The organism is Pseudomonas hefeiensis, from assembly GCF_030687835.1.
Taxonomy (GTDB): domain Bacteria; phylum Pseudomonadota; class Gammaproteobacteria; order Pseudomonadales; family Pseudomonadaceae; genus Aquipseudomonas; species Aquipseudomonas hefeiensis.
This window is the reverse complement of sequence record NZ_CP117449.1, coordinates 315,800-341,951: the sequence shown is the minus strand read 5'-3', so window position 1 is coordinate 341,951 and position 26,152 is coordinate 315,800. Positions and strand designations below refer to the sequence as shown.

Genomic DNA, 26,152 nt, shown 5'->3' with positions numbered 1-26,152 from the left:
GCCCATCAATATCAGCGTGCCTATAGTCCATGGATTTCCTACAACCAGTACGGCCCCATGATCAAACAACAGCTGGCGCGCTTTAACCGTCTCGACCTGCTCGGCCATCCAACCCCCCTGGAAAAACTCGACCGTCTTTCCACCTGGCTCGGTCGCGACATCTATATCAAGCGCGACGACCTGACCCCGCTGGCCTTGGGCGGCAACAAGCTGCGCAAGCTCGAATACCTGGCTGCCGACGCCCTGGCGCAAGGCGCAGACACCCTCATCACCGCCGGTGCGATCCAGTCCAACCATGTGCGCCAGACTGCTGCACTGGCGGCCAAGCTGGGCCTGGGTTGTGTGGCCCTGCTGGAAAACCCCATCGGCACCGACGACAGCAACTACCTGAGCAACGGCAACCGGCTGCTGCTGGAGTTGTTCGACGCCAAGGTCGAATTGGTAGAAAACCTGGACAACGCCGACGAGCAGTTGCAAGCCCTCGCCGAGCGCCTGCGCAGCAATGGGAAGAAGCCGTATCTGGTACCAATTGGCGGGTCGAACGCTCTGGGCGCGTTGGGGTATGTGCGTGCTGGTCTGGAACTGGCTGAGCAAATCAAGGACACCGGTCTGAATTTCGCCGCCGTGGTGCTAGCCTCCGGCAGCGCCGGGACTCACAGTGGCCTGACGCTGGCGCTCAGTGAAACGCTGCCGCAACTTCCGGTGATTGGCATAACGGTGTCACGCAGCGAAGAAGACCAGCGCCCCAAGGTCCAGGGCTTGGCCGAACGGACCTCCCAACTGCTTGATGTACCCCTTCCAGAAGCCTTCAAGGTGAACCTGTGGGACGAATATTTCGCCCCCCGTTACGGCGAGCCCAATGCCGGTACGCTGGCGGCAGTCAAACTGCTGGCAGGCCTGGAGGGTCTGCTGCTGGATCCGGTCTATACCGGCAAGGCGATGGCCGGCCTGCTCGATGGTATGGGCCGCGACCGCTTCGACGACGGCCCGATCATCTTCCTGCACACGGGCGGCGCGCCAGCGTTGTTTGCGTATAACGCGGCGTTCCAGGCTTAGTGAAGTTCTAAATGTGGGAGCGAGCCTGCTCGCGATTGCGCTGGATCCGCCAGCATTGATTGGACTGACACGCCGCTATCGCGAGCAGGCTCGCTTCCACAGGGGAACATTCAAAATTCGAATACTTGTAAGATTTAATATTATTTTCCAATCTATAAAAGCCGCCTTATAGTCTCGCCACCGGCGCATTTGCCACGAGACGCACAGGTTGCTTTGAGGCAGGATGTGGCAATCTTTTTTTAATCGCGGCTACGCCTTCTCTACATTCGAAATAACGTCTCCATAAAAAAACACAGGGGCTTGTCATGAATTTTTCCGCATTACGTCGCAACCTGTTGGTGGGTTCGCTGGGCCTGGCACTGAGCTCCGGTCTGCTGGGGCAGGCAGTTGCCGGTGAGCAACTGCAAAAGATCAAGGACGCGGGCGTGATCAACGTCGGTCTGGAAGGCACTTATCCACCGTTCAGTTTCGTTGACGCCGACGGCAAGCTGGCCGGTTTCGAAGTGGAGTTTTCCGAAGCCCTGGCCAAGGAGCTGGGCGTGAAGGTCAAACTGCAACCGACCAAATGGGACGGCATTCTCGCAGCGCTGGAATCCAAGCGCCTGGATGCAGTGATCAACCAGGTCACCATCTCCGAGGAGCGCAAGAAGAAGTACGACTTCTCCCAGCCCTACACCGTTTCCGGTATCCAGGCGCTGGTTCTGACCAAGAACAAAGACGCCATCAAGACCGCCGATGACCTGGCCGGCAAGAAGGTCGGCGTTGGCCTGGGCACCAACTATGAGCAATGGCTCAAGGAAAATCAGCCCAAGGCCATCATCCGCACTTATGACGATGATCCGACCAAATACCAGGACCTGCGTGTGGGCCGTATCGACGCCATTCTGGTGGACCGCCTGGCGGCGTTGGAGCTGACCGCCAAGGCCAAGGACACCGCTGTGGCCGGCGAACCGTTCTCCCGCCAGGAAGCCGGTATCGCCCTGCGCAAAGGCGAGCCTGAGCTGCTGGACGCAATCAACAAGGCCATCGATAAACTGCGGGCCGACGGCACCCTGGCGAAAATTTCGCAGAAGTACTTCAACGCTGACGTCACCCAATAATGGAAGAGGCTTTTCAACTCGCGCTGGACTCCGCGCCCTTCTTGCTCAAGGGCGCGTATTACACGGTCATCCTCAGTTTGGGCGGCATGTTCTTCGGCTTGCTGCTGGGCTTCGGCCTGGCGTTGATGCGCCTGTCGCGCTTCAAACTGGTGAGCTGGATCGCTCGCATCTACGTGTCGTTTTTTCGCGGCACGCCGCTGCTGGTGCAGTTGTTCGTGATCTATTACGGGTTACCCCAACTGGGCATCGAGCTGGATCCATTACCGGCGGCGCTGATCGGCTTCTCGCTGAACATGGCTGCCTATGCGTGTGAAATCCTGCGGGCCGCCATCAGCTCCATCGAGCGCGGCCAGTGGGAAGCCGCAGCCAGTATCGGCATGACCCGCGCTCAGACCCTGCGCCGGGCCATCCTGCCGCAGGCGGCACGCACGGCCTTGCCACCTTTGGGCAACAGCTTCATTTCCCTGGTCAAGGACACCGCACTGGCGGCGACCATCCAGGTGCCGGAGCTGTTCCGTCAGGCGCAGTTGATCACCGCCCGTACTTTCGAAATCTTCACCATGTATCTTGCCGCCGCGCTGATCTACTGGATTCTGGCCAGCGTGCTGGCGCACCTGCAGAACGTCCTGGAAGCCCGGGTCAATCGGCATGACCAGGAGTCTTGACCCATGATTGTCGTGGAAAAACTGACAAAGCAGTTCAAGGGTCAGGTGGTGCTCAACGGCATCGATCTGGAGATCAAAGAAGGCGAAGTGGTTGCGATCATCGGCCCCAGCGGTTCGGGCAAGACCACCTTTCTGCGCTGCCTGAACTTCCTCGAAGAACCCAGCAGTGGCCGGATCAAGGTCGGCGACATCGAAATCGATGGCAGTCGTCCGCTGAACCAGCAGCAGAACCTGGTGCGTCGTTTGCGCCAACAAGTGGGCTTTGTATTCCAGAACTTCAATCTGTTCCCCCATCGCACTGCACTGGAGAACGTCATCGAAGGCCCGCTGGTGGTAAAGAAGATCCCACGTGCCGACGCTGAAGCCTTGGGCCGTAAGCTGCTGGCCAAGGTCGGTCTGGCGGGCAAGGAGGACGCCTATCCACGACGTCTTTCCGGTGGTCAGCAACAACGCGTGGCGATTGCCCGGGCGCTGGCGATGGAGCCTGAAGTGATTCTGTTCGACGAGCCGACCTCGGCCCTGGACCCGGAGCTGGTGGGCGAGGTGCTGGCGACGATTCGCGGCCTGGCCGAAGAAAAACGCACCATGGTCATCGTGACTCACGAAATGGGCTTCGCCCGAGACGTGGCGAACCGCGTGGTATTTTTCGACAAAGGCGTGATCGTCGAACAAGGCGAAGCCAAGGCCTTGTTTGCAGCCCCCAAGGAGGAACGCACTCGACAGTTCCTCAGTAAGTTCCTCTCAGCCGGACACGGCGCCCAGTAAGTTATTGATATTGTCACCACTTCCAAGGATGGAAGTGGAACAACTAACATCCCAACGCAACAAACTGAAACTTCCAGTGGATTTAACATACCCACCGCGTTGATGCGCGGTATATACATACCTCTGATTATACTTCTCGTTGGGCCACGCTATTTATCCGGCTTCCTGCCGCCCCTTTCTTCCAAACGGACGAGCCCGAGGAAAAGGGCGTACAACGCCGCGTACTCTTAACTTGAGGGCGTAGGACATTTCTGAAGCCTTATACAATTAATTATTAAGCAAGTTCCTCTATTGACACTGAAACGGCCGAACCCTTATCTAGTCACCCACAGGCGATGCGAACTATTTCAGTTCTGCGCGATGAACCGCAGACAGGGTCCATATTGCGCAATAAAAATATGTCGCGATGATTAAGCGCCTTTGATCTTCCCGAAACGGACTTCGTTTTAAAGTATCAAGGAGAACACCATGACATGTACGTCGAATATTCCTGAACTGGCTGCGCCCACCCTGGCCAACGTCCTGCGTACCAGCATCAACATTACCAGCGCTGCGCACTTGCAAGTGGCGATTGCTCCCTACCCCGGCATGGACGCGGGGGATCTGATCGAGCTGTTCTGGGACAACTGCTACGTCGGCTCCCGCCTGTTGTCACAGGCCGATGCGCAAAGTAGCGTTACGTTGCGAGTGCCCGAGAGTTTCATCGTCAATGGGACTTCGCGCATCCATTATCGCGTGATGCAAGTGGGGCGCGGCCCGGCGCTGTCAGCAACGCAACAGGTGCAGGTCAAGCTGGATTGTCCCGGAGGCCAGCCGTCGGCCCTGAGCGGTGATGAAAACCAGGGCCTGGCGCCGGTGCGAATTCCTGACGCTATCCGCCGCAAGGGCGTGAACCCGAGTCAGATCAAACGTGGCGTACCCCTGACCATAGAGCCCTATCTGAACATGGCTGCTGACGATGCGATTACCTTGCGCTGGGGCGATGTGCGCATGGACCTGCCCCGCATCAAACCTTGTGAGGTGGGCCTACCCATCAATATCTGGGTACCGCCGCAGATCATCCTGGAGGCGGGGGAAGACCTGCGCCTGGAAGTGACCTACTGCATCCTCGACCGCGTGGGCAACAATTCCCAATGGGCGCCGCCGCGAACGTTGAAAATCGGTTGCGCCAATCCGTATCTGAAAACCCCGCAGAAAGAAGCGCTCATGGCTGCCGAACCGCGCGGCAAAAATCCTTGATCGACCCAATGCGGGGGCGAGCCTGGTCATGATTGGCAGCGAAGTGGCCAGGCTGCTTGCGGTATAGTCCGACCAAGCTCCCTAACCCAAGCCAACGACCATGAAACACACCCCCGACGACCTGCACACCATCACCGCCACAACCCTGGGCCATTACAATGCGGTCGCCGAGAGCTTTCGCGAAGGCACCCGCGATCATGACGTCAGCCAGAATATCGACGCGTTGCTGCGGCATATCCAGGGTCAGCCACCCTTCCACGTTCTGGATTTCGGTTGCGGCCCCGGGCGGGACCTGCGGACATTCACCGACAGGGGCCATGTCGCAGTCGGTCTGGACGGCTCGGAGGAATTTGCCCGAATGGCGCGCCAGGACAGCGGCTGTGAAGTGTGGCAACAGGACTTCTTGAAACTCGACCTGCCACCCGAACGTTTCGATGGCGTCTTCGCCAACGCCGTGCTGTTTCATATCCCTGTCCAGGAATTGCCTCGGGTGCTCAAACAACTGCACGCCACCCTCAAGCCCGGCGGCGTGCTGTTCAGCTCCAACCCTCGGGGAGAAAATCAGGAAGGCTGGAACGGACAGCGCTTCGGCGCCTACCACGATCTCACGGCCTGGCGCGCGCTGCTCACCGAGGCAGGTTTTGAGGAACTGGAGCATTACTACCGGCCGGCGGGGCTACCACGGGAACAGCAGCCTTGGCTGGCAAGCGTCTGGCGCAAGATTGACTGAGGCTTCAGGACGCATCGCGAGCAGGCTCGCTCCCACATGGGTCAACTGCGAGCATAAATGGGTGAACCATCAATGATCCAAATGTGGGAGCGAGCCTGCTCGTGATGACGGCGGATTAACATTGATGTCGACTGACACACCGCCGTCGCCCACCGCCCCACTGTTACTCCTGCTTACCCAACCACTTCTGCGACAACCGCTCCAATCGCCCGTCGTCCTTGATACGCGCCAAAGCGTTGTCCAGGCTGGCCTTGAACGCCGGGTTGCCCTTCTGGAACGGAATCACCAGGCTCGGTGCCGGGTCGTTTTTTTCTTCCGGCTGGAAAGACTGCGCCATCACCATCGGGCGTTGCGAGTCATCCTTGCGCACCAGCAGTTGCGCATCCGGTTGGCTGTAAGCGGTGCTTGTGTCGAAACGTTCGGCCAATTCCGGGGTCATTGCTATGTGGTTGATGGCAACGTCGTACTTGCCACTTTCCACGCCGGCCAACAGATCCCCGGCATCAGTGACCACAAAGTCGGCGCGAACATCGAGCTCACCGGCCAGCATCTGACCCAGTTCCACTTCGAAGCCGGTAAGTTTGCCGTCTTCCTTGAAGTTGAAAGGGCTGGTGTTGGCTTCCAGAGCGATGCGCAATTCGCCACGGTCGTTGACGTCGTCGATCAGTTCGGCATGGGCCAGAGGGCTCAAGAGGGGTAGCAGGCAGATCAGCCCAGGCAGAAAACGCATGGTCACTCCTTTGTATTGTTACAAGCGACGCTCGTTTCAGGCTCGCTTTGCTATGGTTGTTGCAGGCTTCGACAACGAATGGTCATGAAGTTGTCATGACCACGCGGATTTCATGGAAAAACTGGAGAAAAAAATGAAAAGCTTTATGTCACGTGCGGCCTTGGCCGGCCTGTTGCTGGGAGCTTCGATGCTGGCATCCGCCGCAACCCCCGCGCCCAAGGGCGCAGAGGTATTCATCGTTTCCCCGGAAGACGGTGCCACCGTTGGCCAGGAATTCAAGGTCAAGTTCGGCGTCAAGGACATCGCACTGGCCCCGGCCGGTGATGTGACAAAAAATACAGGTCATCACCATCTGCTGATCGATGTCGACAAACTGCCCGCCGAAGGCGCGCCGATTCCAACCGACGCCAACCATATGCATTTCGGCAAGGCGCAAACCGAGGCCACGATCAAACTGGCACCGGGCAAGCACACCTTGCAGCTGATACTGGGCGACAGCGGCCATATGCCGTTCGATCCGACGATCGTTTCCAAGAAGATCACGGTGAATGTGAAGTAACAGCACCGGTCGACACAACACAAACCCTGTGGGAGCAAAGCTTGCTCCCACAGGGTTTTGATGTTGTGTCAGGCAAAAAAAACGGGAGCCCTTTTTGGGGCTCCCGTTTTTTATTGCAAGCCAGGCCTGCTTAGAACAACACCCGGCTACGAATGGTGCCGTTGATGTGCTGCAGCTTCTCCTGCGCCAGGTCAGAGTATTCGGCATCGACGTCGATCACGACGTAGCCGACTTTCTCGTTGGTCTGCAGGAACTGACCGGAAATGTTGATGCCGTTTTCCGCGAAGACCTTGTTGATCTCGCTCATCACACCCGGGATGTTTTCGTGGATGTGCAGCAGACGGTGCTTGCCAGGGTGAGCCGGCAGGGCCACTTCCGGGAAGTTCACGGACGATACCGAAGTACCGTTGTCGCTGTACTTGACCAGCTTTTCCGCCACTTCCAGACCGATGTTGGCCTGGGCTTCGGCAGTAGAACCGCCGATGTGCGGGGTCAGGATCACATTGTCCAGGCCACGCAGCGGGCTCTCGAAGATCTCGTCGTTGGAGCGCGGCTCCACCGGGAATACGTCGATGGCGGCGCCGATCAGGTGTTTGTCCTTGATCGCTTCGGCCAGGGCGTCGAGCTTGACCACGGTGCCACGAGCGGCGTTGATCAGAATCCCGCCTTTCTTGATCGCACGGATTTCCTTCTCACCAATCATCCACTGGGTGGCGGCGGTTTCCGGAACATGCAACGTCACGATGTCGGACATGCCCAGCAGCTCGTGCAGGTCGTTGACCTGGGTGGCATTGCCCAGCGGCAGCTTGGTCACGGTGTCATAGAAAAACACCTGCATGCCAAGGCCTTCAGCCAACACCGACAACTGCGTGCCGATCGAGCCATAGCCGACGATACCCAGCTTCTTGCCACGGATCTCGAAGGAGTTGGCCGCGCTCTTGATCCAGCCGCCACGGTGGCAGGAAGCGTTCTTCTCGGGGATGCCGCGCAGCAGCAGGATCGCTTCGGCCAGTACCAGTTCAGCAACGGAACGGGTGTTGGAGTATGGCGCGTTGAACACTGCGATACCGCGCTCGCGCGCCGCATTGAGGTCCACCTGGTTGGTGCCGATGCAGAAGCAGCCGACCGCGACCAGTTTCTTGGCGTGGTCGAAGATATCTTCGGTCAATTGGGTACGGGAACGAATACCGATGAAATGAGCATCGGCGATCTTTTCCTTGAGCTGGTCTTGCGGCAGAGAACTGGTGATGTACTCGATGCTGGTGTAGCCCGCCGACTTGAGGACGTCGACAGCCGATTGGTGGACGCCTTCGAGAAGAAGGAACTTGATCTTGCTCTTATCGAGAGAAGTCTTGCTCATCTGCGTAAACCTGTGTCCCGGAGAAAAATGGCAGGGAATCGGACAGCGCACGCTGGTCCGACCGGCATGACAGCCGTCGCCGCAGAACAGCCAATGGGCACTACGCTGCGGGGTCGGTATGCTAGCATACGCACCCCGCTAAACACTCATTCCTGCGACGTGAAGCGTTCTCAGGATGACCATGAATTGTTCGAGAGTTCTGTCGATGACCAATCCTGCCGTGATAGATGAGCTGAAGACCCTGGTTGAGCCTGGCAAAGTCTTGACCGATGCCGACTCCCTGAACGCTTACGGCAAGGATTGGACCAAACACTTCGCTCCGGCGCCGAGCGCCATCGTCTTCCCCAAGACCACCGAACAGGTTCAGGCCATTGTGCGCTGGGCCAATGAGCACAAGGTCGCGCTGGTGCCATCGGGCGGGCGTACCGGGTTGTCCGCCGCCGCGGTGGCAGCCAACGGCGAAGTGGTCGTGTCATTCGACTACATGAACCAGATTCTCGACGTGAACCTCACCGATCGCACAGCCGTCTGCCAGCCAGGCGTGGTCACTGAACAGTTGCAGAACAAGGCTGAAGAGCACGGCCTGTACTACCCGGTGGACTTCGCCTCGGCCGGTTCCAGCCAGATTGGCGGCAACATCGGCACCAATGCCGGGGGAATCAAGGTCATTCGTTATGGCATGACCCGCAACTGGGTAGCCGGCATGAAAGTCGTCACCGGTAAAGGTGACCTGCTGGAACTGAACAAGGACCTGATCAAGAACGCCACTGGCTACGATCTGCGGCAGTTGTTCATCGGCGCCGAAGGCACCCTCGGGTTCGTGGTCGAAGCCACCATGCGCCTGGACCGGGCGCCGAAGAACCTCACCGCCATGGTCCTGGGCACCGCCGATTTTGACTCGATCATGCCCGTACTGCATGCCTTCCAAGGCAAGCTGGACCTGACGGCGTTCGAATTTTTCTCCGACAAAGCCCTGGCCAAGGTCCTGGATCGGGGCGATGTACCGGCCCCATTCGAAACCGAGTGCCCGTTCTACGCCCTGCTGGAATTCGAAGCCACCACCGAAGAAGTCGCCAACCACGCCCTGGAAACTTTTGAACACTGTGTAGAACAGGGCTGGGTGCTGGATGGGGTGATGAGCCAAAGCGAAACCCAACTGCAAAACCTGTGGAAGTTGCGCGAGTACATCTCGGAGACCATCTCCCACTGGACGCCGTACAAGAACGACATCTCGGTTACCGTCTCGAAAGTCCCGGGGTTCTTGCGCGACATCGACACGATCGTCGGTCAACACTACCCGGATTTCGAGATCGTCTGGTTTGGCCACATCGGCGACGGCAACTTGCACTTGAACATCCTCAAGCCAGAAAACCTGAGCAAGGACGATTTCTTCGCCAAGTGCGCGACCGTGAACAAGTGGGTCTTTGAAACCGTCGAGAAATACAACGGCTCGATCTCCGCGGAACACGGCGTAGGCATGACCAAACGCGACTACCTGACCTACAGTCGCTCGCCGGTGGAAATCGAATACATGAAGGCCGTAAAGGCGGTATTCGACCCGAACGGCATCATGAACCCGGGCAAGATCTTCGCGGTTTAATGCAAAAAAACACCTGATGAATCCCAGAAGCAGGAGTCGGTAATGAGCTATCAGCACCAGTATGTCGACGGTACCCGAATTCATTTCCCGGTCGGAAAAATCGTGTGCATTGGCCGTAACTACGCCGAACACGCCAAGGAGCTGGACAACCCGGTTCCCACCGAACCCCTGCTGTTCATTAAACCTGGCAGCTGCGCGGTGCCGCTGGAAGGCGGTTTCAGCATCCCCGCCGACCGTGGTGCGGTGCATTACGAAGCTGAGATTGCCGTGCTGATCGGCAAGCCACTGTCGACTCGGCCCAGTGCCGAGGAAGTACTGGATGCCATCTCCGGCTTCGCCCCGGCCCTGGACCTGACCCTGCGGGACAAGCAAGCCGAGCTCAAGGCCAAGGGCTTGCCTTGGGAAGTCGCCAAATCTTTCGACGGCGCGGCCGTGATCGCACCTTTCGTATCCAACGGCACGTTTGCCGACCTGACCGACATCCCGGTTCGCCTGAGCATCAACGGTGAAGTGCGCCAGGACGGCAACAGCAGCCTGATGCTCAACCCTATCGTGCCAATGATCCAGTACATGGCCGGCTGCTTCTCATTGCAGGCCGGCGACGTGATCCTCACCGGCACTCCGGCGGGCGTGGGACCGTTGAACGTCGGCGATGAACTGGTACTGGAATTGCCAGGCGCGAGCCGTTTCGACAGCAGCGTTCGCTAACCGCAAGACCTGTCCCCTGTGGGCGCGAGCCGGCTCGTGCCCACATGAATGGCCGGGCCCGGCCATTTACCATTTTTTTCACATGCCATCCGGATAATTCCGGGGAATACGGCGTCTGAGCCATTCATTTCCCTAGCCCGAATACCTGGAACGCATCCCCTGATGGCCACCCCCCTAGCACGGCCCTCCTCCAACCCTGTCCGCCGCTCTCGCTTGGCGCTGCCCTGGTATGCCTGGTCGCTGTTAGCGGCCGGGGCCTTTTACTGGCTGGCGTATGCAATGCACTGGGATGACCGGGGCCTGCTGTGGGCATCGGAACGTCTCGAGAGCCCCGCCCAGCGCCAGGAAAGCATCTGGCTGCCGAACTACCACGCCGTGATTGACGCCAAGGTCCTGCCAGGAATGGAAGAGGATGAAGCTTCCGACCTGACCTATAACCCGCAGACCAAAACCCTGTTCGCGGTCATGGGCAAGCGCCCGTCTCTGGTGGAACTGACCCTGCAGGGTGACGTGCTGCGCAAAATGCCCTTGGTGGGCTGGAGTAATCCTGAAGGCGTGGCCTATATGGAGAATGGCCTGCTAGCGATTACCGATGAGCGAAAACACACGCTGTCGATCATCCAGGTCGATGCCGATACCCGCGAACTGAACAGCACAGACTTTCCCCAGTACGATCTCGGCCCTTCAAAGAACCAGAACAAGGGCTTCGAAGGCGTCGCCTGGGATCCCCGCAACCAACAACTGGCCCTGGGCGAAGAGCGTCCGCCAGCGCTGTTTACCTGGAAAAGCGACGGCAGCCAACTGCTCAAGGGCGACAAACAGATCCATGCCAGCGATGAACTGGACCTGCGCAACCTGTCGGCGCTGGCGATCGATCCTCGCACGGGACACACGCTGGTGCTGTCGGCCGACTCCCCATCTGTTGCTGGAACTGGACGATAAAGGCGAACAGGTCAGTTTCATGACGTTACTGGGTGGCTTCAACGGCATCAAAGACACGATCCCCCGTGCCGAAGGCGTCGCCCTCGATGAGGCTGGCAACCTGTACGTGGTCAGCGAGCCGAACCTGTTCTATCGTTTCGAAAAACAACGCTGATAGCGCAACTCTGTAAGGCAATTCATCCTTCGCTGTAGGGTGTGGCATCCGGCCATTAAGCTTCAGTTCAGGCAGCCGTGGTATTTCCAACCACCTGTTCTCATCCGAGCCCACCCACATGCGTCGACTTGCCCGCCCAAAGCCCTTGATTCTCTTGCTGTTAACGATCGTGCTAATCGCTTTGATCGCAGCGGCTCAATACCTGCGCCTGTTCGAACGTGCCTGGTTCAACTTCAATGCCCTCTGGCAGCCCAACCAGCGAGCAGGCCATTGCCCTGGACCAATATCGGGTTACGGTTGAGGCGCAGGTGATCGAAGGCCTGGACACTGACGTTTCGGCGCTGACGTACGATCCGATCCGCAAGAGCCTCTTTACCGTTACCAACAAGAATGCCGAACTGATCGAGCTGTCACTGGACGGCAAGATCCTTAGGCGTATCGCCCTGATTGGCTTTGGCGACCCGGAGGCGGTGGAGTTCATCAGCGAAGACATTTACGTCATCACCGACGAGCGTCAGCAGCGGCTGATCAAGATTCACTTGGACGACGACACCCAATTCCTCGACGCCGCCGATGCAGAACAAATGACGCTTGGCCTGCACCTGAACGGTAACAAAGGGTTCGAAGGGCTGGCCTACGATTCAGTAGGCAAACGGTTGTTCGTGGCCAAGGAGCGCGATCCCATGCTGATTTATGAAGTACGGGGCTTTCCCCATCACAAACCGGACAAATCCTACGCTGTCCATGTAATCAACAACCCCAAGCGCGATGCCGGACTGTTCGTGCGCGATCTTTCGAGCCTGCAATACGACGAGCGCAGCGGCCATCTACTGGCTCTGTCCGATGAATCGCGCTTGATTATCGAACTGGATATCGACGGCCGGCCGCTGAGCACGCTGTCGTTGAGCAAGGGTCGTCAAGGGCTGCAAAAAACCGTCCCCCAGGCCGAAGGTGTTGCCATGGACGACGATGGCAACCTCTATCTGGTGAGTGAACCGAATCTGTTTTACGTCTTCAAAAAACCGCAGCCCGATTGATCGAAAATGAACCCTGTGGCGAGGGGATTTATCCCCGTCGGGTTGCGAAGCAACCCCAATCAAGCAAGGAAACTCATCCTATCTGAGACACCGAAAAGTCAGGTTTCAGGGCTGCTACGCAGCCCAGCGGGGATAAATCCCCTCGCCACAACTGCGTCAGTCATCCCACCGGATCAAGCATTAAGGGTCTTCACCCCTTCAGGAGTACCCAGCAGCAACACATCCGCCGGGCGAGCAGCGAACAAACCATTGGTGACCACGCCGACGATGGCGTTGATCTGGCTTTCCAGTTCCACCGGGTTGGTGATCTGCAGGTTATGGACATCCAGGATAATGTTGCCGTTATCGGTCAGCACGCCTTCGCGATATACCGGGTCGCCGCCCAGCTTCACCAATTGGCGGGCCACGTGGCTGCGGGCCATCGGAATGACTTCCACCGGCAGCGGGAACGCACCGAGCACTGGTACCAGTTTGCTGGCGTCGGCGATGCAGATGAAGGTCTTGGCCACGGCCGCGACAATCTTCTCGCGGGTCAGGGCCGCGCCGCCGCCCTTGATCAGGTTCAGGTGCGCGTCGCTTTCATCGGCGCCGTCAATATAGAACTCCAGATCGCTCACGGTGTTGAGCTCATAGACCGGGATCCCGTGGCCCTTCAGGCGCGCGGCGGTGGCTTCGGAACTGGCGACCGCGCCATCGAACGCGCCTTTGTGCTGTGCCAGTGCGTCGATGAAGCAATTGGCCGTCGAGCCGGTGCCGACCCCAACGATGCTCTTGTCATCCAGTTTCGGGAGGATGAGGTCGACAGCAGCCTGGGCCACGGCCTGTTTGAGTTGATCCTGGGTCATGCGGGCTCCGAAAGCGGGCGGGAAGTAAAGAGGGGCGCGAGTATAACCCAACAAAACCTTGGGATTCGTGTGGTCGCCCAGCCAAAAGCCGGGTTAGACTCCTTGGCCCTGCCCAACCCGCTCAGTGATGCTTTCCGATGCTTGAACAGTACGTCAAAAAGATCCTCACCTCGCGCGTTTACGACGTTGCCGTAGAAACCCCATTGCAGACTGCCCGCCAGCTCTCCGAGCGGCTGGGCAACAACATCTGGCTTAAGCGCGAAGACTTGCAGCCGGTGTTCTCATTCAAGATTCGCGGCGCCTACAACAAGCTGACCCAGCTCAGCGACGAAGAGCGCGCACGCGGCGTGGTCACGGCTTCGGCGGGCAATCACGCCCAGGGCCTGGCCCTGGCGGCCAAGGTGCTGGGGGTCAAAGCCACCATCGTGATGCCCAAGACCACTCCGGAAATCAAAGTCGAAGGCGTACGTTCCCGTGGCGGCAAAGTGGTGCTACATGGCGACTCGTTCCCCGAAGCCCTGGCCTATTCACTGAAACTGGTCGACGAAAAGGGCTACGTCTACATTCACCCGTATGACGATCCCCACACCATTGCCGGGCAGGGCACAGTGGCGATGGAGATCCTGCGCCAGCATCCGGGCCGTCTGGATGCGATTTTCGTCCCGGTGGGCGGCGGCGGGCTGATCGCCGGGATCGCGGCCTACGTGAAATACCTGCGACCAGAGATCAAGGTGATCGGCGTCGAGCCGGACGACTCCAATTGCCTGCAAGCCGCCATGGCTGCCGGAGAGCGGGTGGTGCTGCCAACGGTGGGACTGTTTGCCGACGGCGTTGCCGTGGCGCAGATCGGCCAGCACACCTTCGACATCTGCAAGCACTACGTGGATGAAGTCATCACCGTCAGCACCGACGAAATCTGCGCGGCCATCAAGGATATCTACGACGATACCCGCTCGATCACCGAACCTGCCGGCGCCTTGGGCGTGGCCGGGATCAAGAAATATGTCGAGTCGCGCGGCATCAGCGGGCAGACCCTGGTAGCCATCGACTCCGGCGCCAACGTCAATTTCGACCGCTTGCGCCATGTGGCCGAGCGCGCCGAGCTGGGCGAAGGCCGCGAGGCGATCATCGCGGTGACCATTCCCGAGAAGCCGGGCAGCTTCAAGGCCTTCTGCGAAGCCGTCGGCAAGCGCCAGATCACCGAATTCAACTATCGCTACAACACCGGCAGCGAAGCGCACATCTTCGTGGGCGTGCAGACGCACCCGGAAAACGACCCGCGCAGCGCGCTGATCTCCAGCCTGACCGAGCAAGGCTTCCCGGTGGTGGACCTGACCGACAACGAACTGGCCAAACTGCACATTCGCCACATGGTGGGCGGGCATGCGGCCCACGTCATCGACGAAGTCGTGCTGCGCTTCGAATTCCCGGAGCGTCCGGGGGCGCTGTTCAACTTCCTCAATAAGCTGGGCGGACGCTGGAATATCTCAATGTTCCACTACCGCAACCATGGTGCGGCGGATGGTCGTGTGGTGGCGGGATTGCAAGTACCGCACGAAGAACGTCATCTGGTACCGGCAGCCCTGGAAGAAATCGGCTACCCGTACTGGGATGAAAGCGATAACCCGGCCTATCAGCTGTTCCTGGGCTAAAGCAGAGCTAGACTGGCCCGCAAGACTCAAGGAAATCCAACGATGGAAACGTTAACCGCGCTGAAGATCGCTCATGTCGTCGCCACGGTATTGCTCTTGGCGGGTGCCCTGGGGCTGGCCATCTGGGTCTGGAGGACGCGCCGTAACGGCGATGCCACGGCGGCCGCACGCACGCTGCAACGCCCGCGGGTGTTTGTCTGGCTGGTGATGGCCCTTGCCTTGGTGAGCCTGCCGTTCACGGGGTGGTGGATGGTGCATCAGATCGGCTGGCCGCTGGGGCAGACCTGGTTGCTGGCTTCCAGTGTGCTCTACACCGTGGCGGCGCTGGCGGGGTTCTGGTTATTGGTGCGGTTGAATAAACTGCGCAAGGCGCCAGGAGGTAACGGGAAATTGACCTTTGCTTTGGCGCTGTTCAGTTTTGTCTGCTTTATCGCCATTGCGGGATTGATGGGGGCCAAGCCGGTTTAATACACAGTCTGTTGGAGCAAGGCTTGCTCGCGATTGGCATCAGTACCTTTGCATCGCGTAAAGCCCATCGCGGGCAAGCCTTGCTCCCACAGCTATCGCGGGCAAGCCTTGCTCCCACAGTCAATCGCGCAACGAAATCACCGGCCAACCCCGCTTCTGGGCTTCGGCCCTGAGGTTCGGGTCCGGATCCACGGCCACCGGATGGGTCACCACTTCCAGCAGCGACAGGTCATTCATCGAGTCACTGTAGAAGTAACTGCCATCCAGCGAATGGCCAGTCTCCTCCAGCCAACGATTGAGCCGCATCACCTTGCCCTCGCGAAAACACGGAATGTCGGTACTGCGCCCGCTGTAGCGCCCGTCGATCATTTCGCACTCGGTGGCGATCAGGGTTTCGACGCCCAGGCGCTCAGCGATAGGTCCGGTGACGAAGCGATTGGTGGCGGTGATAATCACCAGCTTGTCGCCGGCCTCACGGTGTTTACTCAACAGCTCGATTGCCTGGGGCAACACAATCGGTTCGATGCAGTCGCGCATGTAGTCCAGATGCCACTGTGCCAGCACCTCCATCTCCGTGCGGCCAAGGATTTCCAGGCAAAAATTCAGGTACTCGGCGTTGTCGAGCTTGCCGGCCAGTTAATCCTGATAGAACTCGTCATTGCGCGCCTTGTACGTAACGGCGTCGAGGAAGCCGCGCTCACACAGGTAATCGCCCCAGGCGTGGTCGCTGTCGCCGCCCAGCAAGGTGTTGTCCAAGTCGAATAAAGCCAGCCGCATTGCAGTTACTCGCTGAAGAATCTGAAGAAAGGCGTCCAGAATACGGACTTTTCACAAGAGTGCACATAAGGTAGGCGGGCTCGTTGCTGCTTTCACAACCTTTGTGGAACAATGCGGCGACATGCGTTTGCGAGGTTGTTGCCGTGATCGATCCCGATGGTTTCCGACCCAATGTGGGGATCATTCTTACGAATGATGCAGGGCAGGTGCTATGGGCTCGCCGTATCAATCAAGACGCCTGGCAGTTTCCCCAGGGAGGGATCAACCCTCAGGAGACGCCCGAAGAGGCCTTGTACCGCGAGTTGAACGAAGAAGTGGGGCTTGAGCGAGAAGATGTCGAAATACTCGCCTGCACCCGGGGCTGGTTGCGTTATCGTTTGCCGCAACGCCTGGTCAGAACGCATAGCCAGCCGCTGTGCATCGGCCAGAAGCAGAAATGGTTTCTCCTGCGCCTGATCTCCAACGAGCAGCGGGTGCGGATGGATTTGACCGGTAAACCGGAGTTCGATGGCTGGCGCTGGGTCAGTTATTGGTATCCGTTGGGCCAGGTGGTGACATTCAAGCGCGAGGTCTACCGACGCGCCCTCAAAGAGCTTGCCCCGCGCCTGCTGACGCGCGACTGACGACGGAGTTCGACCCCGAGCCATGCTCAATACGCTGCGCAAGATCGTCCAGGAAGTTAACTCCGCCAAGGATCTCAAGGCGGCGTTGGGGATTATTGTATTGCGCGTCAAAGAGGCCATGGGCAGCCAGGTCTGCTCGGTCTATCTGCTGGACCCCGAGACCAACCGTTTTGTGCTGATGGCCACCGAGGGCTTGAACAAGCGCTCGATTGGCAAGGTCAGCATGGCACCCAATGAAGGTCTGGTCGGCCTGGTCGGCACGCGCGAAGAACCCCTGAACCTCGAAAATGCCGCGGATCACCCGCGCTATCGCTATTTTGCCGAGACCGGCGAAGAGCGCTACGCCTCATTCCTCGGGGCGCCGATCATCCACCACCGCCGAGTCGTCGGCGTGCTGGTCATCCAGCAAAAGGAGCGTCGCCAGTTCGACGAAGGTGAAGAAGCCTTCCTCGTGACCATGAGCGCGCAATTGGCCGGGGTTATCGCCCACGCCGAAGCCACCGGCTCGATCAGCGGCCTGGGCCGCCAGGGCAAGGGCATCCAGGAAGCCAAGTTCGTCGGCGTGCCAGGCTCACCGGGCGCGGCAGTGGGTACGGCGGTGGTCATGTTGCCGCCCGCCGACCTCGATGTAGTGCCGGACAAGACCATTGTCGACATTCCCGCCGAATTGGGCCTGTTCAAGACGGCCATCGAGGGCGTGCGGGCCGACATGCGCGCGCTGTCGGCGAAACTGGCGACGCAACTGCGCCCTGAAGAGCGCGCGCTGTTCGACGTTTACCTGATGATGCTCGACGACGCCTCCTTGGGCAGCGAGGTGACCACGGTCATCAAGACCGGTCAGTGGGCCCAGGGTGCGTTGCGCCAGGTGGTGACCGACCACGTCAACCGTTTCGAACTGATGGACGACGCCTACCTGCGCGAGCGCGCCTCCGACGTCAAGGACCTCGGCCGCCGGCTGCTGGCCTACTTGCAACAGGAGCGTCAGCAGACCCTCGTCTATCCCGATAACACCATCCTGATCAGCGAAGAATTGACCCCGGCCATGCTCGGCGAGGTGCCTGAAGGCAAGCTCGCGGGCCTGGTCTCGGTATTGGGTTCGGGCAACTCCCACGTCGCGATCCTGGCTCGTGCCATGGGCATTCCGACGGTCATGGGCGTGGTGGACCTGCCGTATTCAAAGGTCGACGGCATCCAGATGATCGTCGACGGCTACCACGGCGAGGTCTACACCAACCCCACCGAATTGCTGCGCAAGCAGTTTGCCGATGTGGTGGAGGAAGAAAAGCAACTGTCCCTGGGCCTGGATGCGCTGCGGGACTTGCCTTGCGTGACACTCGACGGCCACCGCATGCCGCTGTGGGTCAACACCGGCCTGCTGGCCGACGTGGCCCGGGCGCAGAAGCGCGGCGCCGAGGGCGTGGGCCTGTACCGCACCGAAGTGCCCTTCATGATCAACCAGCGCTTCCCCAGCGAAAAGGAACAGCTGGCGATCTATCGCGAACAATTGGCCGCATTCCATCCGCAACCGGTGACCATGCGCAGCCTGGACATCGGCGGGGACAAATCCCTGTCCTACTTCCCCATCAAGGAAGACAACCCGTTCCTTGGCTGGCGCGGGATACGCGTGACGCTGGACCACCCGGAAATCTTCCTGGTCCAGGCCCGCGCCATGCTCAAGGCCAGCGAAGGTCTGAATAACCTGCGCATCCTGCTGCCGATGATTTCCGGCACCCATGAGCTGGAAGAAGCCTTGCACCTGATCCACCGGGCCTGGGGCGAAGTACGCGACGAAGGCACCGACGTGCCGATGCCGCCGGTTGGCGTGATGATCGAGATTCCGGCGGCGGTTTACCAGACCAAGGAACTGGCGCGACAGGTAGACTTCCTGTCGGTCGGCTCCAACGACCTGACCCAATACTTGCTGGCCGTGGACCGCAACAATCCGCGGGTCGCCGACCTGTACGACTATCTGCACCCGGCGGTGCTGCAAGCCCTGCAGAACGTGGTACGCGACGCCCATGCCGAAGGCAAGCCGGTGAGCATCTGCGGCGAAATGGCGGGTGACCCGGCGGCGGCGGTGCTGCTGATGGCAATGGGCTTTGACAGCCTGTCGATGAACGCCACCAACCTGCCGAAAGTGAAGTGGATGCTGCGTCAGATCAACCTCAGCAAGGCCCAGGAATTGTTGGCCGAAGTGATGACGATCGATAACCCGCAGGTGATCCACAGCTCCCTGCAACTGGCGCTGAAGAACCTTGGGTTGGCGCGGATGATCAATCCGGCTTCGAACAAAACACTCTGAATCTGCGGCGCCCCTTTCGCGAGCAAGCCCGCTCCCACAGTAGATCTTCGGTGACCACATATTTTGTGAACGACCAAATCCACTGTGGGAGCGGGCTTGCTCGCGAAGGGGCCGGCACAAACACCACAAAACTAAACCTTGAACTCCACCTCCCCCAAATGCCCCCCAAGCGGCCCGTAACTGCGCTCGACCAAATGCCGCGTCCCATCGGCATGGACAATCAGCGCGGTACTCGCTCGTGTCCCGTAAGCAGGACTGGCGATGAACACACTCGACAACAGTGTCTCGGTCGCCAGTCCCACGCCGGTGTCCGGCAGTTCGGCTACCGGGGCAGGCTGCGGGTCGTTCAACAGCGTCAACAGGGCCTGGGGCTGCGGGTCATCCAGTACCTCACCCAGCGCCGCCCGGGCCTTGAGCAGCTTGGGCCATGGTGTATTCAACCCGGCGTTCGACAAGCCGTAGACACCTTCGGCCAGCCTCTGTGGCCGGGCATCGCGGGCGTTGTGGTGCCACAGTTCGGTGCCGTCGCCCAACAGCAAGTTGAACCCGCCGTACTCACCGGCACGGGGCACCACTTCGCTCAAATAATCGGCAATTGAACTATTTCCGCTCAGAAATCGCGCCACCAACTCACCCCGGGACTTGAAGCCGGGCGATTGTCCCGGGTCGCGAATGTTGGTCAGGGCAGCGAAGCGGCCATCGGCACCGACGCCAAGCCAGGTGCCCCCGGCCTCCAGATCGCGACCGGCATGGACATCAGGGGCGTCAGGCCATTGCGCCAAGGGCAAGGTCGGACGCGCGTAGAACTCGTCGCGGTTGGCCGCCACGATCAGCGGCCGGGCGTGGCCGGGTCGCCAGGCAAATACGATCAGGCACATCAGGTTGTCCTGTGTAAGAAATGGAGCTGAGCAACACTGCTTTTTGTGGCGAGGGGATTTATCCCCGCTGGGCTACGAAGTAGCCCCAAAACTTTCAACTCGATCAACCCGGTACACCGAGTTCCCAGGTTTTAGGGCTGCTACGCAGCCCAGCGGGGATAAATCCCCTCGCCACAGGGACAGTAATCATTAGCCACTCTACCCATACATCACTGACGCATCCATCGCCTTAAGTGGAGCCCAGGGCCATGGATCCGTTACCATGCCGCTCTTGTTTCGAGGATGGGCGAGGGACGCTGGTGGAATTTGTGCTCTATCTGCTGCTCGGCGCCTGTGCCGGCGTGCTGGCCGGACTGTTCGGCGTGGGTGGCGGGATCATCATCGTCCCGGTGCTGGTGTTCAGTTTTACCTTGCAGGGCTTCGACCCACTGGTGCTGACGCACCTGGCGGTCGGCACGTCCCTGGCATCGATCATCTTCACGTCGGTCAATGCCGTGCGCGAGCACCAGCGTAAAGGCGCGGTGCGCTGGCCGATTTTTGCCTGGATGACCGTAGGAATCCTGATCGGTGCCGGTTTCGGAGCTGTCACTGCCGAAGCGATTTCCGGCCCGAACCTGCAAAAAATTATCGGCGTGTTCGCCTTGGTCGTCGCCGTACAACTGGCCCTGGACTTCAAGCCCAAGGCCAGCCGCACGGTGCCGGGTAAGGCCGGGTTGACCGTGGCAGGTACGGTGATCGGCTGGGCCTCGGCGATTTTCGGCATCGGCGGCGGCTCGCTGACCGTGCCGTTCCTGACCTGGCGCAGCGTGCCGATGCAACAGGCGGTGGCAACTTCATCAGCCTGCGGTTTGCCGATTGCGCTGGTCAGTGCATTAAGTTTCATGATTCTGGGCTGGCAAGATCCGCTGCTGCCGGCCCATAGTCTCGGTTTTATTTATTTGCCGGCGCTACTGGGCATCGCCCTGACGAGCATGGTTTTCGCCCGCTTCGGCGCGCGACTGGCCCATCGCCTGTCACCGCGCTTGCTCAAACGGCTGTTCGCCGCTTTGCTGTTCAGCGTGGGCTTGAGTTTTCTGCTCTGACGCAATCCTGGCTTAATCCCGAGGTGGCAGCGTCGCCCGGATATTTTTGACGTTTACGAGGAATATCAATGCTGCCTTACCCGCAGATCGATCCGGTGGCCCTGGCCATCGGCCCGCTGAAAATCCACTGGTACGGCCTGATGTACCTGATCGGCATCGGCGGCGCCTGGCTGCTGGCGTCGAGCCGGCTCAACCGCTTCGATCCGACCTGGAACAAGGAAAAGCTCTCGGACCTGGTGTTCTGGCTATCCATGGGCGTGATCGTCGGCGGACGCCTGGGTTACGTCTTGTTCTACGACCTGAGCGCGTACCTGGCGAACCCGACGCTGATTTTCGAAGTCTGGAAGGGCGGCATGTCGTTCCACGGCGGGTTCATCGGCGTGATGCTGGCAGCGCTGTGGTTCGGCAAACGCAACAACAAGTCGTTTTTCGAGCTGATGGACTTCGTCGCGCCAATGGTGCCGATTGGCCTGGGGGCCGGGCGCATCGGCAACTTCATCAACGCCGAATTATGGGGCAAGGCCACTGACGTGCCATGGGCGATGGTCTTCCCGCCGTTCAGCGACCCGGCGCAGCTACCCCGTCATCCTTCGCAGCTGTACCAGTTCGCGCTCGAAGGCGTGGCACTGTTTGCCATCCTGTGGCTGTTCTCGCGCAAGCCACGGCCGACCATGGCGGTGTCGGGCATGTTCGCGCTGTTCTACGGGATCTTCCGTTTCATCGTTGAGTTCGTCCGCGTACCAGACGCCCAACTCGGCTATCTGGCCTGGAACTGGCTGACCATGGGCCAGTTGCTGTGCCTGCCAATGATCGTTGGTGGCCTGGCACTGATCTGGCTGGCTTATCATCGTGCGCCGGCTGCGGCGGCCAAGATTTAAATTCGAACCCCGGGGCGCTGGTCCCGGGTTCAAGGACACAGGTAACCCATGAAGCAATATCTCGATCTGGTGGCCCACGTCATCAAGAACGGCACCAAGCAAGCCAACCGCACGGGTGTGAACACCATCAGCTTTCCCGGCGCCATGTTGCGCTATGACCTGAAGGACGGATTCCCGGCCATCACCACGCGCAAAATGGCCTTCAAATCGGCCATCGGCGAGATGTGCGGCTTTCTTCGTGGGGTCAACAACGCCGCCCAATTCCGTGCCCTGGGCTGCAAGGTCTGGGACCAGAACGCCAACGAAAACGCCCAATGGCTGGCCAACCCGTTTCGCCAGGGCGAAGACGACCTGGGCGAGATCTACGGCGTGCAATGGCGCAAGTGGCCAGCCTACAAACAGATTCCGTTGAGCAACCCGGCAGCCATCGAGCAAACCCTGGCCCACGGTTACCGGCAAATCGCCGAGGGCGAGGAAAACGGTCAGGCCTACGTGGTGCTGTACAAAGCCATCGATCAGATTCGCCAGTGCGTCGACACCATCATCAAGGACCCGGGCAGCCGGCGTATTCTGTTCCACGGCTGGAACTGCGCCCAGCTCGATGAAATGGCCCTGCCGCCCTGCCATTTGCTCTACCAGTTCCACCCGAATGTCGAGACGAAGGAAATCTCCCTGACCCTCTACATCCGTTCCAACGACCTGGGCCTGGGCACGCCGTTCAACCTCACCGAAGGCGCCGCGCTGCTGAGCCTTATCGGCCGCCTGACCGGCTACACGCCACGCTGGTTCACCTATTTCATCGGCGACGCCCACGTCTACGAAAACCACTTGGACATGCTCAACGAACAGCTCACACGCGAGCCGTTCCCGATGCCCAAACTGGTGATTTCCGAGCGCGTGCCGGAGTTCGCCAGGACCGGCGTGTACCAGCCTGAGTGGCTGGAGCAGGTGGAACCGAGCGACTTCTCCCTCGAGGGCTACCAGCACCATGCACCGATGACGGCACCGATGGCGGTCTAAAAGAATCCCACCAACAGCCCCTGTGTGCGGGGCTGTGGGAGCAAAGCTTGCTCGCGATGGAAACGCCTCGATCCGTCAGGAGATCGCGTTATCGTTCGTCGCGAGCAAGCTTTGCTCCCACAGGTCGCGCCAAGCTTTGCTCCCACAGGCTCGCCCATAGGCGGCTCTGTGTATTCGGATTGGCGGCAAGGGCTCAATGCCCGTGACTACGCCCCACATGTGAATGTGCCACCTCCGGCGCCACCGCTCCGCTCACTTCCAGGCGCTGCAAGATCCCGCATTGCTCCAGGTCCGGCCCTTCGCCGCAGCGATGGCGCAGGTCGATCAGTTGTGTCTGCAACGCCAGCAGACCGTCGATGCGGGCCTTGACGTGGTGGATGTGTTCGTCGATCAGCGCGTTGACACTTTCGCACTGGTCCTGGGGGCTGTCGCGCAGCGCCAGGAGGCTGCGGATTTCTTCCAGGGTCATGTCCAGGGTGCGGCAGTTGCGGATAAACGTCAGCCGCTCGGCATGAGCCTGGGTGTAAACGCGATAATTGCCGTCGCTGCGGGCCGGCTCCGGCAGTAAGCCTTCGCGCTCGTAGTAACGAATGGTTTCGACCTGGCAGTCGGTGATTTTTGCCAGTTCGCCGATCTTCATGGCGTTGCCTCCAAAACAGGTGCTTGACCCTATAGTGGCTACAGGGTCTTTACTGTGCAACAGGCACTTTTCACGGACGTAACCCGATGAGCGATTCCATTCACACCCACAAGCCCGACCACGGCCATGACCACGGGCATTCCTGTTGCTCTGCGAAAGCGGCCCCTTCGGTGGTTAACCTCGGCAAAGCCCCGACGGACGGCGCACGGCTGAGCAATTTTCGCATCGAGGCCATGGACTGCCCCACCGAACAGACGCTGATCCAGAACAAGCTCGGCAAACTTGAAGGCGTACAACAACTGGAATTCAACCTGATCAACCGCGTGCTGGGCGTGACCCACGACTTGCCCAACGACACGCCGATCATCGCCGCCATCCAGTCCCTGGGCATGCAGGCCGAGCCGTTCACCCCGGGCCAGGAAAAAGAAACCAGCGACCTGCCCGCCCCGGCCAAACCCTGGTGGCCGCTGGCACTGTCGGGTGTCACCGCCCTGGGTGCCGAGGTGATCCACTTCACCAGCGCGGCGCCAGAGTGGGTGGTCGCGATGGTGGCATTGGTATCGATCCTCAGTGGCGGTCTCGGTACCTACAAGAAGGGCTGGATCGCGCTGAAAAACCGCAACCTGAACATCAATGCGCTGATGAGCATCGCGGTGACCGGTGCGGTGCTGATCGGCCAATGGCCAGAAGCGGCGATGGTGATGTTCCTGTTTACGGTGGCTGAGCTGATTGAGGCCAAGTCCCTGGATCGGGCGCGCAACGCCATCAGCGGCCTGATGCAGATGGCCCCGGAACAGGCCACTGTGCAACAGGCCGATGGCACCTGGCAGGTGCAAGCGGTCAAGGCCATCACCCTTGGCGCACGGGTGCGGATTCGCCCAGGCGAACGGGTGGGTCTGGACGGGGACGTCGTCGCCGGTCGCTCCACCATCGACCAGGCGCCCATTACCGGCGAGAGCCTGCCGGTGGAAAAAACCGTGGGCGACAAGGTCTTCGCCGGCACCATCAACCAGGCCGGCGAACTGGAATACACCGTGACTGCCGCGGCCGACCACTCCACCCTGGCGCGGATCATCCACGCCGTGGAGCAGGCCCAAGGCTCTCGCGCGCCCACCCAACGTTTCGTCGATCAATTCTCGAAAATCTACACCCCGGCGGTGTTTGTCCTGGCGCTGGCCGTGGCGATCATCCCGCCGCTGTTCATGGGGGCGATCTGGTTCGACTGGATCTACCGGGCGCTGGTGCTATTGGTGGTGGCCTGTCCGTGTGCGCTGGTGATTTCCACCCCGGTGACCATCGTCAGCGGCCTCGCCGCAGCGGCGCGCAAAGGCATTCTGATCAAGGGCGGCGTGTATCTGGAGGGCGGCCACAAGCTCGATTATCTGGCCCTGGACAAGACCGGCACGATCACCCATGGCAAGCCGGTGCAGACCGACTATGTACCGCTCGACCCGACGGTGGAAGCGAGCGCACCCGCTTTGGCCGCCAGCCTTGCCACCCGTTCCGACCATCCGGTCTCTCACGCGATCGCCAATGCAGCTGTGGATAACCAGTTGGCGCCGCACGCTGTGGATAACTTCGCAGCGCTGCCAGGACGTGGGGTGCGCGGCGATATCAACGGTCAGACTTATCACTTGGGCAATCACCGTCTGGTGGAGGACCTGGGCCTGTGCTCCCCCGCGCTGGAAGAGAAACTCTTCGCCCTGGAAAAACAAGGCAAGTCCGTGGTGCTGTTGCTCGACAATTCAGGCCCCTTGGCATTGTTTGCGGTGGCCGACACGGTCAAGGACTCCAGCCGCGAAGCCATCCAGCAATTGCATGAGCTGGGCATCAAGACCCTGATGCTTACCGGCGACAACGTCCACACCGCCGAAGCGATTGCGGCGCAGGTGGGCATGGATCAGGCCCGAGGCGACCTGTTGCCAGGCGACAAGCTGCAAGCCATCGAAGACTTGTATGCCTCGGGTCACCGGGTCGGCATGGTGGGCGATGGCATCAACGACGCCCCTGCCCTGGCCCGCTCGGAAATCGGCTTCGCCATGGCGGCGGCGGGCACCGACACCGCCATTGAGACCGCCGATGTTGCCCTGATGGACGATGATTTGCGCAAGATCCCGGCGTTCATCCGCCTGTCGCGGCAGACTTCGAGCATCCTGAAACAGAACATCGCTTTGGCGCTGGTCATCAAGGCGATCTTTCTCGGGTTTACCTTTGCCGGGGTTGCCACCATGTGGATGGCGGTGTTTGCCGACATGGGGGTGAGCTTGCTGGTGGTGTTCAATGGGTTGCGGTTGTTGCGCAAGTAAGACGTCCTGGGTGGCTGGACGGGCCCTATCGCGAGC

General features: G+C 60.0%; 22 protein-coding genes and 3 pseudogenes. 19 read left to right on the top strand and 6 right to left on the bottom strand.

Annotated elements, in window-relative coordinates; translation table 11 throughout:
* Positions 1–57: 57 nt before the first annotated feature.
* The 6 genes from PSH57_RS01430 (at position 58) to PSH57_RS01405 (ending at position 5,555) form a co-directional block, all read left to right on the top strand.
* Complete coding sequence (locus tag PSH57_RS01430) at positions 58–1,056, top strand: D-cysteine desulfhydrase (RefSeq protein ID WP_305387388.1); 999 nt, start codon at positions 58–60, stop codon at positions 1,054–1,056.
* A 305-nt stretch (positions 1,057–1,361) separates the two neighbouring features.
* On the top strand, positions 1,362–2,156 hold the full coding sequence (gene tcyJ, locus PSH57_RS01425; RefSeq protein ID WP_305387386.1) for a cystine ABC transporter substrate-binding protein: 795 nt from the start codon (positions 1,362–1,364) through the stop codon (positions 2,154–2,156).
* Positions 2,156–2,821: a cystine ABC transporter permease gene (gene tcyL, locus PSH57_RS01420; RefSeq protein ID WP_047226833.1), complete on the top strand. Its 666-nt coding sequence runs from the start codon at positions 2,156–2,158 to the stop codon at positions 2,819–2,821. The genes tcyJ and tcyL overlap by 1 nt, the downstream gene beginning before the upstream one ends.
* A gap of 3 nt (positions 2,822–2,824) precedes the next feature.
* A complete protein-coding gene (tcyN, locus tag PSH57_RS01415; protein WP_305387384.1) occupies positions 2,825–3,586 on the top strand; it encodes an L-cystine ABC transporter ATP-binding protein TcyN in 762 nt (253 codons plus the stop codon).
* A 468-nt stretch (positions 3,587–4,054) separates the two neighbouring features.
* Complete coding sequence (locus PSH57_RS01410; RefSeq protein ID WP_305387383.1) at positions 4,055–4,825, top strand: hypothetical protein; 771 nt, start codon at positions 4,055–4,057, stop codon at positions 4,823–4,825.
* A 100-nt stretch (positions 4,826–4,925) separates the two neighbouring features.
* Positions 4,926–5,555 carry a class I SAM-dependent methyltransferase gene (locus PSH57_RS01405; protein ID WP_305387381.1) on the top strand — a complete coding sequence of 210 codons (630 nt, stop codon included), beginning with the start codon at positions 4,926–4,928 and terminating at the stop codon, positions 5,553–5,555.
* Between the two features lie 163 nt (positions 5,556–5,718).
* Here the strand turns inward: PSH57_RS01405 and PSH57_RS01400 are convergent, their stop codons facing one another.
* Positions 5,719–6,285: a transporter substrate-binding domain-containing protein gene (locus PSH57_RS01400; protein ID WP_305387380.1), complete on the bottom strand. Its 567-nt coding sequence runs from the start codon at positions 6,283–6,285 to the stop codon at positions 5,719–5,721.
* Positions 6,286–6,418: 133 nt separating this feature from the next.
* Between PSH57_RS01400 and PSH57_RS01395 the strand changes: the two genes are divergently transcribed.
* The gene (locus PSH57_RS01395; protein WP_305387379.1) at positions 6,419–6,844 is read left to right on the top strand and encodes a DUF4399 domain-containing protein; all 426 of its coding nucleotides are present in this window, start codon (positions 6,419–6,421) and stop codon (positions 6,842–6,844) included.
* Positions 6,845–6,974: 130 nt separating this feature from the next.
* On the opposite strand, the gene serA is transcribed toward PSH57_RS01395, so the two are convergent.
* On the bottom strand, positions 6,975–8,204 hold the full coding sequence (gene serA, locus PSH57_RS01390; protein WP_305387378.1) for a phosphoglycerate dehydrogenase: 1,230 nt from the start codon (positions 8,202–8,204) through the stop codon (positions 6,975–6,977).
* 205 nt (positions 8,205–8,409) lie between these two features.
* On the opposite strand from serA, the gene PSH57_RS01385 reads away from it, so the two are divergent.
* The 4 genes and pseudogenes from PSH57_RS01385 (at position 8,410) to PSH57_RS01370 (ending at position 12,645) form a co-directional block, all read left to right on the top strand.
* The gene (locus PSH57_RS01385) at positions 8,410–9,804 is read left to right on the top strand and encodes an FAD-binding oxidoreductase (protein ID WP_305387377.1); all 1,395 of its coding nucleotides are present in this window, start codon (positions 8,410–8,412) and stop codon (positions 9,802–9,804) included.
* Between the two features lie 42 nt (positions 9,805–9,846).
* Complete coding sequence (locus PSH57_RS01380; RefSeq protein ID WP_305387375.1) at positions 9,847–10,512, top strand: fumarylacetoacetate hydrolase family protein; 666 nt, start codon at positions 9,847–9,849, stop codon at positions 10,510–10,512.
* 162 nt (positions 10,513–10,674) lie between these two features.
* Positions 10,675–11,608, top strand: a pseudogene (locus PSH57_RS01375) (SdiA-regulated domain-containing protein).
* A gap of 118 nt (positions 11,609–11,726) precedes the next feature.
* Positions 11,727–12,645: pseudogene (locus tag PSH57_RS01370) on the top strand (SdiA-regulated domain-containing protein).
* 173 nt (positions 12,646–12,818) lie between these two features.
* Here the strand turns inward: PSH57_RS01370 and rpiA are convergent.
* Positions 12,819–13,490: a ribose-5-phosphate isomerase RpiA gene (rpiA, locus tag PSH57_RS01365; protein WP_305387372.1), complete on the bottom strand. Its 672-nt coding sequence runs from the start codon at positions 13,488–13,490 to the stop codon at positions 12,819–12,821.
* A 137-nt stretch (positions 13,491–13,627) separates the two neighbouring features.
* Between rpiA and ilvA the strand changes: the two genes are divergently transcribed.
* Both ilvA and PSH57_RS01355 read left to right on the top strand, forming a co-directional pair.
* Positions 13,628–15,142, top strand: coding sequence for a threonine ammonia-lyase, biosynthetic (ilvA, locus tag PSH57_RS01360; RefSeq protein ID WP_305387371.1), 1,515 nt, complete (start codon positions 13,628–13,630; stop codon positions 15,140–15,142).
* Positions 15,143–15,184: 42 nt separating this feature from the next.
* The gene (locus PSH57_RS01355; RefSeq protein WP_305387370.1) at positions 15,185–15,610 is read left to right on the top strand and encodes a DUF2269 domain-containing protein; all 426 of its coding nucleotides are present in this window, start codon (positions 15,185–15,187) and stop codon (positions 15,608–15,610) included.
* A gap of 120 nt (positions 15,611–15,730) precedes the next feature.
* On the opposite strand, the pseudogene PSH57_RS01350 reads toward PSH57_RS01355, so the two are convergent.
* Positions 15,731–16,387, bottom strand: a pseudogene (locus PSH57_RS01350) (histidinol-phosphatase).
* 143 nt (positions 16,388–16,530) lie between these two features.
* Between PSH57_RS01350 and PSH57_RS01345 the strand changes: the two are divergent.
* Together PSH57_RS01345 and ptsP are read left to right on the top strand one after the other, a co-directional pair.
* Complete coding sequence (locus PSH57_RS01345) at positions 16,531–17,010, top strand: RNA pyrophosphohydrolase (protein WP_003186867.1); 480 nt, start codon at positions 16,531–16,533, stop codon at positions 17,008–17,010.
* A gap of 22 nt (positions 17,011–17,032) precedes the next feature.
* Complete coding sequence (ptsP, locus tag PSH57_RS01340; RefSeq protein WP_047226814.1) at positions 17,033–19,312, top strand: phosphoenolpyruvate--protein phosphotransferase; 2,280 nt, start codon at positions 17,033–17,035, stop codon at positions 19,310–19,312.
* 131 nt (positions 19,313–19,443) lie between these two features.
* On the opposite strand, the gene PSH57_RS01335 is transcribed toward ptsP, so the two are convergent.
* Positions 19,444–20,190 (bottom strand): NRDE family protein, encoded by a 747-nt coding sequence (locus tag PSH57_RS01335; protein ID WP_305416287.1) that lies wholly within the window; start codon positions 20,188–20,190, stop codon positions 19,444–19,446.
* A 299-nt stretch (positions 20,191–20,489) separates the two neighbouring features.
* Between PSH57_RS01335 and PSH57_RS01330 the strand changes: the two genes are divergently transcribed.
* From PSH57_RS01330 to PSH57_RS01320, 3 genes are all read left to right on the top strand, one after another.
* On the top strand, positions 20,490–21,272 hold the full coding sequence (locus PSH57_RS01330) for a sulfite exporter TauE/SafE family protein (protein WP_305390253.1): 783 nt from the start codon (positions 20,490–20,492) through the stop codon (positions 21,270–21,272).
* A 68-nt stretch (positions 21,273–21,340) separates the two neighbouring features.
* Positions 21,341–22,150, top strand: coding sequence for a prolipoprotein diacylglyceryl transferase (lgt, locus tag PSH57_RS01325; protein WP_305387367.1), 810 nt, complete (start codon positions 21,341–21,343; stop codon positions 22,148–22,150).
* Positions 22,151–22,198: 48 nt separating this feature from the next.
* Positions 22,199–23,170 carry a thymidylate synthase gene (locus tag PSH57_RS01320; RefSeq protein WP_305387366.1) on the top strand — a complete coding sequence of 324 codons (972 nt, stop codon included), beginning with the start codon at positions 22,199–22,201 and terminating at the stop codon, positions 23,168–23,170.
* A 193-nt stretch (positions 23,171–23,363) separates the two neighbouring features.
* On the opposite strand, the gene cadR is transcribed toward PSH57_RS01320, so the two are convergent.
* Entirely contained in the window at positions 23,364–23,810 is a 447-nt protein-coding gene (cadR, locus tag PSH57_RS01315; protein WP_305387365.1) for a Cd(II)/Pb(II)-responsive transcriptional regulator, read from the bottom strand.
* An 86-nt stretch (positions 23,811–23,896) separates the two neighbouring features.
* On the opposite strand from cadR, the gene PSH57_RS01310 reads away from it, so the two are divergent.
* Positions 23,897–26,116, top strand: a complete 2,220-nt coding sequence (locus PSH57_RS01310; RefSeq protein WP_305387364.1) for a heavy metal translocating P-type ATPase — start codon at positions 23,897–23,899, stop codon at positions 26,114–26,116.
* The last annotated feature ends 36 nt before the right edge of the window (positions 26,117–26,152 follow it).

Excerpts from the sequence above, each read along its gene's own strand:
- PSH57_RS01430 (WP_305387388.1), top strand. The coding sequence starts at position 58 with ATGATCAAACAACAGCTGGCGCGCTTTAACCGTCTCGACCTGCTCGGC.
- tcyJ (WP_305387386.1), top strand. The coding sequence starts at position 1,362 with ATGAATTTTTCCGCATTACGTCGCAACCTGTTGGTGGGTTCGCTGGGC.
- tcyL (WP_047226833.1), top strand. The coding sequence starts at position 2,156 with ATGGAAGAGGCTTTTCAACTCGCGCTGGACTCCGCGCCCTTCTTGCTC.
- tcyN (WP_305387384.1), top strand. The coding sequence starts at position 2,825 with ATGATTGTCGTGGAAAAACTGACAAAGCAGTTCAAGGGTCAGGTGGTG.
- PSH57_RS01410 (WP_305387383.1), top strand. The coding sequence starts at position 4,055 with ATGACATGTACGTCGAATATTCCTGAACTGGCTGCGCCCACCCTGGCC.
- PSH57_RS01405 (WP_305387381.1), top strand. The coding sequence starts at position 4,926 with ATGAAACACACCCCCGACGACCTGCACACCATCACCGCCACAACCCTG.
- PSH57_RS01400 (WP_305387380.1), bottom strand. The coding sequence starts at position 6,285 with ATGCGTTTTCTGCCTGGGCTGATCTGCCTGCTACCCCTCTTGAGCCCT.
- PSH57_RS01395 (WP_305387379.1), top strand. The coding sequence starts at position 6,419 with ATGAAAAGCTTTATGTCACGTGCGGCCTTGGCCGGCCTGTTGCTGGGA.
- serA (WP_305387378.1), bottom strand. The coding sequence starts at position 8,204 with ATGAGCAAGACTTCTCTCGATAAGAGCAAGATCAAGTTCCTTCTTCTC.
- PSH57_RS01385 (WP_305387377.1), top strand. The coding sequence starts at position 8,410 with ATGACCAATCCTGCCGTGATAGATGAGCTGAAGACCCTGGTTGAGCCT.
- PSH57_RS01380 (WP_305387375.1), top strand. The coding sequence starts at position 9,847 with ATGAGCTATCAGCACCAGTATGTCGACGGTACCCGAATTCATTTCCCG.
- rpiA (WP_305387372.1), bottom strand. The coding sequence starts at position 13,490 with ATGACCCAGGATCAACTCAAACAGGCCGTGGCCCAGGCTGCTGTCGAC.
- ilvA (WP_305387371.1), top strand. The coding sequence starts at position 13,628 with ATGCTTGAACAGTACGTCAAAAAGATCCTCACCTCGCGCGTTTACGAC.
- PSH57_RS01355 (WP_305387370.1), top strand. The coding sequence starts at position 15,185 with ATGGAAACGTTAACCGCGCTGAAGATCGCTCATGTCGTCGCCACGGTA.
- ptsP (WP_047226814.1), top strand. The coding sequence starts at position 17,033 with ATGCTCAATACGCTGCGCAAGATCGTCCAGGAAGTTAACTCCGCCAAG.
- PSH57_RS01335 (WP_305416287.1), bottom strand. The coding sequence starts at position 20,190 with ATGTGCCTGATCGTATTTGCCTGGCGACCCGGCCACGCCCGGCCGCTG.
- lgt (WP_305387367.1), top strand. The coding sequence starts at position 21,341 with ATGCTGCCTTACCCGCAGATCGATCCGGTGGCCCTGGCCATCGGCCCG.
- PSH57_RS01320 (WP_305387366.1), top strand. The coding sequence starts at position 22,199 with ATGAAGCAATATCTCGATCTGGTGGCCCACGTCATCAAGAACGGCACC.
- cadR (WP_305387365.1), bottom strand. The coding sequence starts at position 23,810 with ATGAAGATCGGCGAACTGGCAAAAATCACCGACTGCCAGGTCGAAACC.
- PSH57_RS01310 (WP_305387364.1), top strand. The coding sequence starts at position 23,897 with ATGAGCGATTCCATTCACACCCACAAGCCCGACCACGGCCATGACCAC.